This is a genomic window from Bradyrhizobium sp. Rc2d (assembly GCF_900099855.1).
Classification (GTDB): Bacteria; Pseudomonadota; Alphaproteobacteria; order Rhizobiales; family Xanthobacteraceae; genus Bradyrhizobium.
This window is the reverse complement of the sequence record NZ_FNCU01000028.1, coordinates 91,656-105,110: the sequence shown is the minus strand read 5'-3', so window position 1 is coordinate 105,110 and position 13,455 is coordinate 91,656. Positions and strand designations below refer to the sequence as shown.

At 64.6% G+C, this 13,455-nt stretch carries 10 protein-coding genes; all 10 read right to left on the bottom strand.

What is annotated here, in order from left to right; all coding sequences use genetic code 11:
* Positions 1-136: 136 nt before the first annotated feature.
* The 10 genes from BLV07_RS29070 to BLV07_RS29025 all read right to left on the bottom strand — a co-directional run bounded on the left by BLV07_RS29070 (position 137) and on the right by BLV07_RS29025 (position 13,379).
* Complete coding sequence (locus tag BLV07_RS29070; RefSeq protein WP_091892803.1) at positions 137-1,216, bottom strand: zinc-binding dehydrogenase; 1,080 nt, start codon at positions 1,214-1,216, stop codon at positions 137-139.
* A gap of 59 nt (positions 1,217-1,275) precedes the next feature.
* Positions 1,276-2,217, bottom strand: coding sequence for a DMT family transporter (locus tag BLV07_RS29065; protein WP_176945826.1), 942 nt, complete (start codon positions 2,215-2,217; stop codon positions 1,276-1,278).
* 188 nt (positions 2,218-2,405) lie between these two features.
* Entirely contained in the window at positions 2,406-3,245 is an 840-nt protein-coding gene (locus BLV07_RS29060; RefSeq protein WP_091892801.1) for an aldo/keto reductase, read from the bottom strand.
* A 178-nt stretch (positions 3,246-3,423) separates the two neighbouring features.
* A complete protein-coding gene (locus tag BLV07_RS29055; protein ID WP_091892799.1) occupies positions 3,424-4,320 on the bottom strand; it encodes an SMP-30/gluconolactonase/LRE family protein in 897 nt (298 codons plus the stop codon).
* A 234-nt stretch (positions 4,321-4,554) separates the two neighbouring features.
* Entirely contained in the window at positions 4,555-7,257 is a 2,703-nt protein-coding gene (locus BLV07_RS29050; RefSeq protein ID WP_091892797.1) for a nitrate reductase, read from the bottom strand.
* Between the two features lie 27 nt (positions 7,258-7,284).
* Positions 7,285-8,502 carry an NAD(P)/FAD-dependent oxidoreductase gene (locus BLV07_RS29045; RefSeq protein ID WP_091892795.1) on the bottom strand — a complete coding sequence of 406 codons (1,218 nt, stop codon included), beginning with the start codon at positions 8,500-8,502 and terminating at the stop codon, positions 7,285-7,287.
* Positions 8,503-8,576: 74 nt separating this feature from the next.
* A complete protein-coding gene (locus tag BLV07_RS29040; RefSeq protein WP_091892793.1) occupies positions 8,577-9,956 on the bottom strand; it encodes an MFS transporter in 1,380 nt (459 codons plus the stop codon).
* 339 nt (positions 9,957-10,295) lie between these two features.
* Positions 10,296-11,090 carry an ABC transporter ATP-binding protein gene (locus BLV07_RS29035; RefSeq protein ID WP_091892791.1) on the bottom strand — a complete coding sequence of 265 codons (795 nt, stop codon included), beginning with the start codon at positions 11,088-11,090 and terminating at the stop codon, positions 10,296-10,298.
* A gap of 12 nt (positions 11,091-11,102) precedes the next feature.
* Positions 11,103-11,999, bottom strand: coding sequence for a nitrate ABC transporter permease (ntrB, locus tag BLV07_RS29030; RefSeq protein ID WP_091892789.1), 897 nt, complete (start codon positions 11,997-11,999; stop codon positions 11,103-11,105).
* Positions 12,000-12,059: 60 nt separating this feature from the next.
* A complete protein-coding gene (locus BLV07_RS29025; protein WP_091892787.1) occupies positions 12,060-13,379 on the bottom strand; it encodes a CmpA/NrtA family ABC transporter substrate-binding protein in 1,320 nt (439 codons plus the stop codon).
* Between the last annotated feature and the right edge of the window lie 76 nt (positions 13,380-13,455).

Below are 13,455 nucleotides of genomic sequence, written 5' to 3'. Positions count from 1 at the left end.
CGCATCGCCCGGGACGCGTCGGCCTCTCCCGCAAGCGGGAGAGGCGGAGCAAACTCGCGGGTGGTCCCCGCGAAATGCATATGCGATAGCCCTACGCAAGCGGGGGAGGGAGCGCACTGCCGTCGCGGCTAGATGGTCACCGCCATGGCTGCACGATGATCTTGGTGTGCGCCTCGGGATTGGCGAGATCGGCGAAGGCTTTGGCGACGCCGTCGATACCCACCTCCGCAGTCACCATCGCCGCGGCATCCACCTGCCCTTCCGCGATCAGGCGCAGCGACGCTGCGAATTCGTCCGGCGTGTAGCCGAGCACATACTGGACATTGAGTTCCTTCATGATGCCCAGCATCGGCTCGCTTGTGTCGGTTTCCATGCAGACGCCGACCACGACAATGCGCGCGTCACGCGGCGCGCCTTCGAACACCTGCTGCAGCAGGCCGGGCACGCCGACACATTCGAAGATGATCGCAGGCTTCAACGCCGGCAGCATGGCCTGGAACGGCGGCCGCGCGGCCTTTTCCGCTTCTGACATTTGTGCGTGCGCGGCCCAGGTCGCATATGGCTGCGACACCTTGGGATCGACGACGATATCGGCGCCGAGCCTCACCGCAAGCGCGCGCCGCGCCGGCGAATAGTCGGCGGCGACGATCGGATGCACGCCCTTGAGCTTCAGCGCCGCGATTACCGCGAGCCCGACCGGGCCGCAGCCGATCACGAGCGGCACCTCGTCACCACGGATATTGGCTTTTGCGACGGCGTGAACCCCGACCGCGAGCGGTTCAGTCAGCGCGGCATGTTCCGGCGCAAGACCGTTGGGCACCTCGAGCAGCAGCGCTTCGCTCAGCAGCATCGCCTCGGCATAACCGCCGATATTGTCGTTGGAATAGCCGATGCCTTCGATGCCCGCAGGCGTCACCAGCGCCGGCAGCGAGCAGACGCGCGTGCCCGGCTTGAGCTTGCGCGCGGCGCCAGGGCCGTAGTCGACGATCTCGCAGCAGAACTCGTGACCGAACACGACGTCGCGGCTGAGGTCCATCGGCTTGCGCCCGGTCTTCCGCGCCATCTCCACCATGCGGTGGGCGTGCTGGCGCGCGTGCAGATCGGAACCGCAAATACCGCAGGCGAGCGTCTTGACCAGAACCTGACCGGGACCCGGCGTCGGCTCCGCCATCCGGTCGACGACAATCTCACCGTTCCTGAAAATCGCAGCGCGCATCCGGCTCCTCCCCTGGTGTTGGAGCCGTTGATAGCACGACGCGGGACGCCGATCTTGCGTCAGGGGTTCGGGGAACGCTCTTCCAGCACCAGGAGCTGGGCGCGGCGCACCCGCTCGCGATGGGCGATGTAGAGGCCGCTCGCGACGATGAAAGCCGCGCCGACGATGGTCCAGAGATCAGGCACCTCGCCGAAGATGAAGAAGCCCAAAATGCTGACCCAGAGCAATTGCGTGTAGGAGAACGGCGCCAGCACCGAGGCATCGCCGTAGCGATAGGCCAGCACGATGATCCACTGGCCGACGGTGGAGGCAACGCCGATCACAATGCCGAGCCCGATCGCGGTCCAGCTCGGCGCGACCCAGACGAACGGCACCATCACGGAAAGGATCGCAACGCCCGTCAGCGCGGAATAGGCCATGGTGGTGAGCACAGCCTCGCGACCGCTCATCATGCGCGTCAGGATCAGCGCGGCAGCCCAGCAGAACGCCGAGATGATCGGGAAGAACGCGGCGGCATGAAACGCGCTGGAGCCCGGGCGCAGGATGATCATCACGCCGGTCAGGCCGATCGCGGTGGCGATCCAGCGGCGCAGGCCGACCTTCTCGCTCAGGAAGATGATCGACAGCGCGGTGACGAACAGCGGCGAGACGAAGCCGGTGGCGGAGGCTTCCGCAATAGGGAGGAACCGCAGACCGGTGATGAAGAACAGCGAGGAGCCGAGCAGCGCGGCGCCGCGCATCAATTGCAGGCCGAGGCGTTCGGTGCGCATCGCATGCAGCGGCGAGCCCGGCAGCATCACCGGCGTGAACATCAGCGCGAAGGTGACGAAGCGGATCCAGGTGATCTCGATCGACGGCAGGCTGGTCGAGAGATATTTCGCGGTCACGTCGGAGGTGCCGAGAAACACCGTCGACAGCAGCACCAGCGCAATGCCCTTGAAGGGATGATCGACGCGCGCGGGCGCACGGCGAGCCGCCTGCTTCTTCTCCGGCACGGGCATGGGAATACTGTCGAGCCTTGCGGCTGCGGCGGGCGGCGGTGTCACGGCTGGAACCCGGAAATAATGCGAATCGAGAACGCTCGTAAAAAACGCCAAATGCGCCGCGTTCACAACTTCCGAAAACAGGATGCCGATATGCGCTGACGTCCGCGCGCATCAATATTCCATTAATAATGGGCGTTTTTGCACTACAACATGGGCAGGCTGCGCGGCTTCGGGCCGCGCGGAAACGCCGCATCGAGCGCCGCAATCTCGTCTTTCGTCAGCACGAGGTCGCCGGCAGTCGCATTTTCGGCGGCATGTTCCGCGGAGGCGGCCTTCGGAATCGCGAACACCGTAGTTGCACGGGTGAGGAAGCTCAGCGCGACCTGCCGCGGTGTCGCGCGACGCGTCTCCGCGATCTTCACCAGCACGGCGCCGCCCTTGCTGCGCGCATCCGGAAAATCATCGTGACCGAACGGCGAATAGGCGACCACGGCGACACCATGCCGCTCGCACCAGGGAATCACGGCATGCTCGATCGCGCGTTCCTTGAGATGATAGAGCACCTGATTGCATGCGATCCGTCCCTCGCCCGCAACGTCGAGAATGTCGTCGAGATCGTCGGCATCGAAGTTGGAGACGCCCCAGGACTTGATCTTGCCCGCTTTCACCAGCTCCTCGAACGCAGCGACGGTGTCCTCGAGCGGATAGGATCCGCGCCAGTGCAACAGATAGCAGTCGAGCCGATCGGTCTTCAGCCGCTTCAGCGAACGCTCACACGCCGTGATCGTGCCGCGGCGCGAGGCGTTGCTCGGCAGCACTTTTGAAACGAGAAACACCTCATCGCGACGGCCGGCAATCGCGTCCGCAATGACGAGCTCGGCGTCACCGTACATCTCGGCGGTGTCGATGTGGGTCATGCCGAGATCGAGCCCACGCTGAAGCGCGGCAATGGCGCGCTTGCGGTCGCCGTGGTCGAGATACCAGGTGCCCTGCCCGATGACGGAGACGTTGGCGCCGGTCTTGCCGAAAGGATTTGTGTGCATGTTCTTTTCCGATCTCCGCTCTGTTTTCTCCCTCTCCCCGTTCTTACGGGGAGAGGGTTGGGGTGCGGGGCTGCCTCCGCAAATTCGCTAGCAGTTGGACTCGCGGAGACCCCCCTCACCCGCCGCGCTTCGCGCGTCGGCCTCTCCCCGCAAGCGGGGCGAGGCGAAGAGCCACGCGCTACAGACCGCTGATGTCAGCGACTAGCACGCTCCCGGTCGAGGACTCCGTGATATAGAGACGATCTTTCCTTTCGCCACCGATCGCCACATTCGTGCAATTCGGCCCCGCGCACGACTTGATCCGCGCGATCAATTCGCCGTTGGGCGCGAATACGAAGACGTGCCCGAGGGAGGCGTGGCCGACGAACAGGCGACCTTTGGCATCCATGGTCAGGCCATCGGGGCCGCTGGTGCCGAACAGCGAGCAGAAGCGGCCGACCTTCGACACGCTGCCATCCTTCATGAACGGCAGCCGCCACACCGCATTGTCGCGCGTCATGGCGACGAACAGGACGGTCTCGGTCGGGTCGAGCACGAGGCCGTTCGGGCTGATGCCGGTGTTGATCAGGCAGTCGAGCCGGCCACTCGATGCCAGCCGATAGACCCGACCACTCGGATCGTGCAGGCCGGTCTGGCCCTGATCGGTGAAATAGATGTCACCGTTGGACGCGAGATGCAGATCGTTGCAGCCGCGAAACGATTCTGAATTGCGCGCGGTCAGGACCGGCGTGACGCGGCCGGCTTTGGCATCGAGCTCCATGATGCCATGCATGTAATCGGCGATCAGGATGCGGCCGTCGGATGCGATCTTCAGCCCGTTCGGCCAGCCCTCATATTCGACGACCTGCGACCACGCGCCATCGGGCGCAATACGGAAGATGCGCCCGAAGGGAATATCGACGATGTAGAGATTGCCGTCCTTGTCGAAGGATGGCCCCTCGATGAAGCTACCGGTCGGCACGCCCGGCCGGTTGGCGTCGGCCCAATCCGTCCGCACGCCCTTGCGGCGGAACTTGTCAGGCATGGCGGAGAAGATTCTTGTTTCGATCAGGCGCGGCGGCGTTTCCAGGTACATCATTGTTGTTGTGCGCGTTGAGAGGGAGAGCGCGGCAACATAGGGCACAATGGCCGGTGCGTCGATTGGGGCGGCAGGCATGGCGCCCTGTCCTTGCTGTCATTCCCCGCGAAAGCGGGGAATCCAGTACGCCGCGGCCCCACCGCCTAATCACAGTTGTCTCGGCGTACTGGATCGCCCCGTCAAGCCGGGCGATGACGGCGGAGTATACGGCGACGACTGAGAATGTCGCGCCTACCCCGCCGCGCCCGCGAGCTTGGCCTGCTTCGCCGGCGCTTCCGTCGTCGCGATCAGCCGCTTCAGTTCGGGGATGCAGGAGCCGCAATTGGTGCCGGCCTTGAGCTTGGCGCCGATCTCGGCCGCAGTGCGTGCGCCAGTGGCGATGGTGTCGCAGATGGTGCCGCGGCCGACGCCGAAGCAGGCGCAGACGATTGGCCCGGTCGAGGCCGTTCCCTCCGTCGACTTGCCTGACAGCAGCATGCGACGCTGCTCGTCGGTGACGTGATCGGCCGCAAAGGCAGTTCTGATCACTTCCCAATCGCCGGCGTCATGCCCGGGGCCGACGAACAGACAGGCCTCGATGCGATCGCCAGCGAACGAGGCAGCGCGATAGATGCCGCCGCCGAAATCGCGATATTCGGCGATGTCCTCGCCGGCAACGCCGTCGAGCCAAGCCGGCCAGCGCGACAGATCCGCGTTGTCGGCGAACAGATAGCCGAAACCGCCGGCAACCGTGACGCGGGTCCACAGCAGGTTCGACGGCAGATCGAGTTGCTGTCGCGACAGCGCAAAACCGCGGAAGACGAATTCGTAAGGCGCGATCGCGGCCGGCGTCGCCTTGGACTCGGGCTGGCCCGAGAACGGATCGGTAAACGACTGCACCAGCGCGCCGACGCGGCCATGCGAGGCGTTCATCGCGCTCCAGTGGATTGGCGCGAACAGCGTGCCGCGCTGCTGGCGCTCGCTGACGACGACTTTCAGGATGCACTGGCCGTAATCGGTGGTGATGCGGGCGTAGCCGTCGTGAGCGACGCCGTATTTGCTGGCGTCATCGGGATGGATCTCGACGAAAGGCTCGGGCAGATGTGCGCCGAGCCGCTGGCTAAGGCCCGTGCGCGTCATGGTGTGCCACTGGTCGCGGATGCGTCCGGTATTGAGCCTGAGGGGGCGCGAGGCGCCGGTCTCGCTGCGCAACGACGGCACTTCCGGCGCGACGAAGCGGCCCTTGCCGTCATTGGTGAAGAAATCGCCTTCCGCAAAGAAGCGCGCGCGGGGCGCCTCGCCTTGGCGCGCCGGCCATTGCACCGGCTTGAGCGCATCGAAGGCTTCGTTCGACAGCGAGGTCAGCGCGCCGATGTCGAAGTCACGGCTGCCGTCGTTCTCGAAGGCCGAGAGCGCGGCATGCTCGCGAAAAATCTCGGCGGCCGATTTGTAGTTGAAGCTGTCGCCGAAGCCGAGACGTTTTGCGGTCTCGCTCAGGATCCACCAGTCGGGGCGCGCCTCGCCCGGCGCCGGCAGGAACGAGCGCTGGCGCGAGATGCGGCGTTCGGAGTTGGTCACCGTGCCCGACTTCTCGCCCCAGGCGAGCGCCGGCAGCAGCACATGCGGCCCGGCCGCGACCGTGTCGTTGGAGAGCACGTTCTCGGACACCACGAACAGCTCGAGCTTCTTCAGCGCCTCGCGCACCAAGTCGGCATCGGGCAGCGACACCGCCGGGTTGGTCCCCATCACCCAGAGCGCTTTGACCTCACCGCGGTTGATCGCCTCGAACAACTGCACCGCCTTCAACCCCTCATGGGTGGCGATGCGCGGTGCCTTCCAGAACCGCTTGACACGATCGATGTCGGACGGCGTGAAGCCCATGTGGGCGGCGAGCATATTGGCGAGGCCGCCGACCTCGCGGCCGCCCATCGCGTTGGGCTGACCGGTGAGCGAGAACGGCGAGGCGCCGAGCTTGCCGATGCGCCCGGTGGCGAGATGGCAGTTCAGGATCGCATTGACCTTGTCGGTGCCCTGCGCCGACTGGTTGACGCCCTGCGAATAGAGCGTGACGACGCGCGGCGTGTCGCGGAACATCTGGAAGAAGATCGCGACGTCCTGCTCGGACAGTCCCGTGGCCAGTGCGGTCGCGGTGACGCTACCGGCAATGTTGCGCGCGCGAGCCAGCGCGTCGTCGAAGCCCGACGTGTTGTCCGCGATGTAGTTCTGATTCAGCCCGCCGTTGTCGGCGAGGTGGACGAACAGGCCGGAGAACAGCGCGGTATCGGTGCCGGGCTTGAGGCCAAGGAACAGATCGACGTCGTCAGCGGTGTCGGTGCGGCGCGGATCGATCACGATCATCCGCGCACCACGCTCCTGCCGGTTCTTCAGCATGCGCTGGAACAGAATGGGGTGGCACCAGGCCGCATTCGAGCCGACGAAGACCAGCAAATCCGCCTGGTCGAGATCCTCATAGCAGCCGGGCACGGTGTCGGCGCCGAAGGCGCGGCGGTGGCCGGCGACCGAGGACGACATGCAGAGCCGCGAATTGGTGTCGACATTGGCGGTGCCGACAAAACCCTTCATCAGCTTGTTGGCGACGTAATAGTCCTCGGTCAGCAGCTGGCCGGAGAGATAGAACGCTACCGCGTCAGCGCCGTCGCGCGCCACGATGTGCTGCATGCGATGGGCGACATGATCGAGCGCATCACTCCAGGCGACGCGCTCCAGCACGCCCTTGCAGCGGATCATCGGATAGAGCAGACGGCCTTCCAGCCCGACGGTCTCGCCGAGCGCAGAGCCCTTGGAGCACAGCCGGCCGAAATTGGCGGGATGATCAGGGTCGCCCGCGATCGCTGCGCCACCCTTGCCGTCGGGTGTCGCCAGCACGCCGCAGCCGACACCGCAATAGGGACAGGTCGTCTTGGTGGCGCGGAGCGTGGGGTCGATCGCCGTCATATCGAGCTGCCTTATCAAGCTGCCTTGTCAAGCTGCCTTGGAGGGACGCGCCAGCGCGCGGCCGAACATCATGTCGGTGCGGATCGCCGCCACCTTGTCGCGATTGCGGATCAGCTCGAGGTACCAGAGTGCATCGACGGTATCGCCGATCAGCACGGCGCCGGTGAGCCGGCCGTCGGCGATGACGAGCTTCTTGTAGGTGCCGCGCCTGCGGTCGGTGAGAACGAGGCTCTCGCTGCCCTCGCCGCCCATGAAGTCGCCGGCGGAGAACACGCTGACGCCGGAGACCTTCAGATTGGTCGAGACCACGCTGCCCTGATAGGCGGCGGGACGGCCGGCCAGATGCCGCGCCAGCACGCGCGCCTGCTCATAGGCCGGCTCGACCAGGCCATAGCAGGTGCCGCGATGCTCGGCGCACTCGCCGAGCGCGAAGATGTCGGGCGAAGCCGTCTGCATCACGTCGTTGACGACGACGCCGCGGTTCACCGCGATGCCGGCCTCTTTGGCCAGCGTCACGTTGGGCTTGATGCCGGCGGCAAAAATCACGGCGTCGGCCTCGATGCGGCTGCCGTCGGCAAGCTCGACGGCCTCGACGTGACCCTCGCCATGAATGCGGGTGGTGGAGGCGTTGAGCAGGATGCGGATGCCCTTGCGCTCGACCAGCATCTTGAGCAGATCGGCGGCCGGTCCGTCGAGCTGACGCTCCATCAGTCGGTCCATCAGATGCAGCAGCGTCACCGGCGTGCCGGCCTTGGCGAGTCCATAGGCCGCTTCGAGACCGAGCAGGCCGCCGCCGACCACGACGACGCGCTTCTTCGCCGCAGCCAGCGTCAGCAGCAGATCGACGTCGCGGGTGTCGCGGAAGGTGTGCACGCCGGTGAGATCGGCGCCCGGCACGTTGAGCCGCAGCGGCGTCGAGCCGGTGGCGAGCACCAGCTTGGAATATTCCATGCTCTCTTCGCCGGCGATCTTGAGCTCGCGGCGGCCGGTGTCGATCTCGGTGACGCGATAGCCGTAGCGCACGGTGACGCCGCGATGGCGCCACCAGTCGGCCGGCCGGAGCTCGATCTCGTGCGAGCCGGTCTCGCCGGCCAGCACGGATGAGAGCAGCACGCGGTTGTAAGCGAGCCGCGGCTCTTCGCCGATCACGGCGACCGCGTAGCGGCCGAGCGCGGTCTTGGCGAGTTCGTCGACCAGACGCGCGGCCGCCATACCGTTACCGACGATGACCAGCGGTTCACTCATGGAAGTTCCCTATTCCGTAACCTGTGGTGAAGCTTCTCCCCGCGTACGGGGAGAAGCGAGATTCGTACCAAGTGTCACACTCTTGCTTCAGCCAGACTTGCCGCGCCTTCGCCCTGCGGGCTGCGACGCAGGTAGAACCACCAGGTCAGAGCGAGGCAGGAGGCGTAGAAGGCGAGATAGATCGCGAGTGCGAGCTGCGGCCCGCCGGTCATGGCAATCGACTTGCCGAAGCCGGTCGGGATCAGATAGCCGCCGACAGCGCCGATCGCGCCGATGAAGCCGACCGCGGCGCCGCTCTCGATGCTCGCCGTCTTCAACGCGAGCGCGCGCGCCGCATCGCCCTTGCCTCGCACCTTGAACAGGTTCTCCTCGCGGAAGATCGAGGGGATCATGCGATAGGTCGAGCCGTTGCCGATGCCCGTCGTCACGAACAGGATCAGGAACATCGACAGGAAGCCGATGAAATCCTTCTGTCCGACGAAGTAGAGCACGCCAACCGTGGCGCCCGCCGTCGCGATGAAATTCCAGAAGGTGATGATCGAGCCGCCGAGCCTGTCGGCCAGCCAGCCGCCGAGCGGACGCGAGAGCGAGCCGACCAGCGGTCCCAGGAACGCGATCGAGATCGTCACGGCCGGGAATTGCGTCTTGATCAGCAGCGGAAACGCGGCGGAGTAGCCGATGAAGGATCCGAACGTGCCGATATAGAGGTACGCCATGATCCAGGTGTGCTTGCGCTTGACGATCGCGAGCTGGTTCTTCACCGACGATTTCGCCGAGGTGAGGTTGTTCATGAAGAACACCGCGCCGAACACCGCGATCGCGATCGGCAGCACCCACATCAGGCCGGCATTCTGCAGGAAGATGCCGTCGACGGCCGTGGCCTGGAACAAGTTGAAGACGGCGAGCGTCATCAGGATCGGGGTCAAGAGCTGCACGCTGGAGACACCGATATTGCCGCCGGCGGCGTTGAGGCCAAGCGCCCACCCCTTCATCCGATCGGGGAAGAAGAAGGAGATGTTGGTCATGCTGGAGGCGAAATTGCCGCCGCCGAGACCCGCGGTCGAGGCGACCAGCAGCATCAGCCAGAACGGCGTGTCGGGATGGCTCACGAAATAGGCAAGCGACAGCGTCGGAATGAACAGGATCGCCGCACTGAAGATGGTCCAGTTGCGGCCGCCAAACGTCGTCACTGCGAAGGTGTAGGGAAAACGGATCAAAGCGCCGATCAGGCCCGGCACGGCAATCAGCTGGAACAGCTGATCGGTGGTGTAGTGGAAGCCTGCCTGCGGCAGCTTGGTGGTGACGATGCTCCAGATCAGCCAGACCGAGAAGCCGATATGCTCGGCCACGATCGACCAGATCAGGTTGCGTCGCGCGATAGTCTTGCCAGTCGCATTCCAGAACGCCTCATCTTCGGGGCGCCAGTCTGAAATCCACGTAGGATTCTTCGTCATTGAGTATCCCTTCCAGGCTCACCGCTGCGTCGTTGCAGGCTTGGCCTCCAGGCATGGAGGCGTGCTCCGAGGCTTCACCCCGGTGGCGAGTTCACGATGCTGATTGATGATGTTGAGGGACGTCGTCGTTGGCGTCGCGCAAAGACACTTCAATTTCCGTGCCAATTGCGCGCATGCTGGAAATATAGGGATTTCAGCACGTTATTCGTATTGCCCGAATTTCCTGCAGGGCTTTTTCGCACGCTAAATTTGCGATTCGCTCAATCCTTGTGCGGCGCACAAGGATTGAGCGGGATGTCGATTATTTAGGCGTGAACGTTTCGGGCATTAACCTTTGGTTTACGCGGCTTCTACGAAGCGATGACGCTCGTAGAGGAATTCGAGCACGCGCTGCCGGCACTTCAAGTAAGTGGCGCTGGTCGCAAGCTCGAGCCGCTTGCGCGGGCGCGCCAGCGGCACCTCCAGCACCTCGCCGATGCGTGCGGAGGGCCCGTTGGTCATCATCACGATGCGGTCGGACAAGAGCACGGCCTCGTCGACGTCGTGAGTGATCATCAAAATGGTGTTGCCGAGCTTCTGATGCAGCGCCATCACGGAATCCTGGAGATGCGCTCGGGTCAGCGCGTCGAGCGCGCCGAACGGCTCGTCGAGCAGCAGCACCTTCGGCTCCATCGCCAGCGCCCGCGCGATGCCGACGCGCTGCTTCATGCCGCCGGAGATTTCGGAAGGACGCTTGTCCCTGGCGTGGGCCATCTGCACCAGGTTGAGATTGTGCATCACCCAGGCGTCCCGCTCGGCACGGGACTTGGTCCTGGAGAAGACCTTGTCGACGCCGAGCCTGACGTTCTCGTACACGGTCAGCCACGGCAGCAGGCTGTGGTTCTGGAACACGACGGCGCGATCCGGCCCTGGCGAGTTCACCTCGCGGTTCTCCAGCAGCACGCCGCCGATGGTGGCATTGGTCAGGCCTGCAATGATGTTGAGCAGGGTCGACTTGCCGCAGCCGGAATGGCCGATGATCGAGACGTATTCGCCTTTCTCGATCGTGAGATTGATGTCCTTCAGCACCTCCGTGGTGGCGGCGCCGCGGGTGAAGACCTTGTCGATGTGGTCGAGCTTCAGATAGGCGGTCATGTGCCACTCCTCTCAATTCTGCGCGGTGCCGCGGGTGACGAACTTGCCGAGGCCCGCGATCAGGCGGTCCAGCACGAAGCCGACGATGCCGACATAGAACAGCGCCAGGATGATCTCGCTGATATGCGAGGAGTTCCAGGCGTCCCAGATGAAGAAGCCGATACCGACGCCGCCGATCAGCATTTCGGCAGCGACGATCGCGAGCCACGACAGGCCGATGCCGATGCGCAGGCCCGTGAAGATGTAGGGCGCGGCCGCCGGGATCATGATCTTGGAGAAGAACTCGAGCGGATTGAGCTGCACCACCGCGGCGACGTTGCGATAGTCCTGCGGGATGTTGCGGATGCCGACCGCGGTGTTGATGATGATCGGCCAGATCGAGGTGATGAAGATGACGAAGATCGCCGAGGGCTGGCCGTCGCGAAACGCGGCGAGCGAGAGCGGCAACCAGGCCAGCGGCGGGATGGTGCGCAGCACCTGGAACAGCGGATCGAGCCCGCGCATCGCCCAGACCGACTGTCCGACCAGAACGCCGAGCGCGATGCCGGCGACGGCGGACAGCGAATAGCCGAACGCAACGCGCTGGAGACTGGCGGACAGATGCCAGAACAGGCCCTTGTCGATGCCGCCATGGTCGAAGAACGGATCGAGGATCAGCTCCTTTGTGTCGTTGAACACTTTTGACGGCGGCGGCAACGCCGAGCCGGCGCGGCGGCAGACCAGCTCCCACACCAGCGTCAGCAGCGCGATCACGACCAGCGGCGGGATCACGCGCACGGCCGTCTCCCGTGCCATGCGTGCGTAAGCTTCAGTGCGCGGGGGACGCTTTGGCGTCATCGCGACGACGGGCGCGGCGCTGGCCGCAGGCGTCGCTGTTTCAATCTCAATCTTGGCGGCAGACATATTCATTGCAATCTCTCTCCGGCTTCAAAAGACGATGCGGCCGCCCGAAGGCGGCCGCTGGCTCCATCAGACTTCGACACGCTTGATCGCGAGCGACTTCAGATAGGCAGCCGGATTTTCCGGATCGAACACCTTGCCGTCGAAGAAGGTCTCCTTGCCGCGCGAGCTGGAGACCGGGATCTCAGAGGCCGCGACACCGAGCGTCTTGGCAGCGTCGCGCCACAGATCCTCGCGGTTGACCTTGGCGACCAGCGCCTTGGTGTCGAAATTCGCCTCGTATTTGCCCCAGCGGATGTCCTCGGTGAGGAACCAGAGATCGTGGCTCTGGAAGGGGTAAGAGGCGAAGTCGCGCCAGTACTTCATGATGTGTGGGGAATTCTCGACCACCTTGCCGGGGATGCCGTAGTCGAACTTGCCGGCGGTGCGGTCGAGCACATCCTCGACCGGGCAATTCATCCACTGCCGCTTGCCCATGATGGCGGCGAGCTCGGCCTTGTTCTCGGCCTTGTCCGACCACTGCTGGGCTTCCAACACGGCCATCAGCAGCGCCTTTGCCGCCTTCGGATATTTGTCGACGAAGGCCGCGCGCATGCCGAAGGATTTTTCGGGATGCTTGTTCCAGAGCTCGCCGGTGGTGACAGCGGTATAGCCAATCTTCTGGTGGATGAGCTGCAGGTTCCATGGCTCGCCAACGCAGAAGCAGTCCATGGTACCGACCTTCATGTTCGCCACCATCTGCGGCGGCGGCACCACGATGGTCTCGATGTCCTTGTCGGGATCGATGCCGCCGGCGGCGAGCCAATAGCGGATCCAGAGGTCGTGCGTGCCGCCGGGGAAGGTCATCGCGGCCTTCACGGCCTTGCCGGAAGCCTTCTTCTTCTCCAGCGCCGCCTTGAAGGGCGATGCATCGACGCCGAGCTTGAGATCGGCATATTCGTTGGCGACGGAGATGCACTGACTGTCGAGATTGAGCCGGGCCAGGATGTACATCGGCGTCGGCTGGTTGTTCTGCGTCACCTTGCCGGCCGAGATCAGATACGGCATCGGGGTGAGGATATGCGCGCCGTCAATGCCGTTGCCTTCGGAGCCGAGCACGAGATTGTCGCGCGTGGTGCCCCAGGAGGCCTGCTTCTGTACGTCGGTGTCGGGCATGCCATATTTGGCGAACAGGCCCTTGTCCTTGGCGACGAAGAGCGGGCCGGCGTCGCTGAGCGCGATGAAGCCAAGCTTGGCACCCTTGACCTCGGGGCCCGCCTCCTGCGCGAAGGCGCCGGCGGGGAAATTCAGCTTTGCGGCGGCGAGGAGTGCGGCGGTAGAGCCTGCGGCCTTCAACAATTGGCGGCGGCTGAGCCCATTATCCGAGGGCCGGCGGGTGCGCTTCGTCATAGGCAGTGTCGTCCTTTGCGTCGTTGCAGAATTGATTGGCGTCAGTGCACACGAGCAGCCCGTCCGTCCGGTGGCG

Excerpts from the sequence above, each read along its gene's own strand:
- BLV07_RS29070 (WP_091892803.1), bottom strand. The coding sequence starts at position 1,216 with ATGCGCGCTGCGATTTTCAGGAACGGTGAGATTGTCGTCGACCGGATG.
- BLV07_RS29065 (WP_176945826.1), bottom strand. The coding sequence starts at position 2,217 with ATGCCCGTGCCGGAGAAGAAGCAGGCGGCTCGCCGTGCGCCCGCGCGC.
- BLV07_RS29060 (WP_091892801.1), bottom strand. The coding sequence starts at position 3,245 with ATGCACACAAATCCTTTCGGCAAGACCGGCGCCAACGTCTCCGTCATC.
- BLV07_RS29055 (WP_091892799.1), bottom strand. The coding sequence starts at position 4,320 with ATGTACCTGGAAACGCCGCCGCGCCTGATCGAAACAAGAATCTTCTCC.
- BLV07_RS29050 (WP_091892797.1), bottom strand. The coding sequence starts at position 7,257 with ATGACGGCGATCGACCCCACGCTCCGCGCCACCAAGACGACCTGTCCC.
- BLV07_RS29045 (WP_091892795.1), bottom strand. The coding sequence starts at position 8,502 with ATGAGTGAACCGCTGGTCATCGTCGGTAACGGTATGGCGGCCGCGCGT.
- BLV07_RS29040 (WP_091892793.1), bottom strand. The coding sequence starts at position 9,956 with ATGACGAAGAATCCTACGTGGATTTCAGACTGGCGCCCCGAAGATGAG.
- BLV07_RS29035 (WP_091892791.1), bottom strand. The coding sequence starts at position 11,090 with ATGACCGCCTATCTGAAGCTCGACCACATCGACAAGGTCTTCACCCGC.
- ntrB (WP_091892789.1), bottom strand. The coding sequence starts at position 11,999 with ATGAATATGTCTGCCGCCAAGATTGAGATTGAAACAGCGACGCCTGCG.
- BLV07_RS29025 (WP_091892787.1), bottom strand. The coding sequence starts at position 13,379 with ATGACGAAGCGCACCCGCCGGCCCTCGGATAATGGGCTCAGCCGCCGC.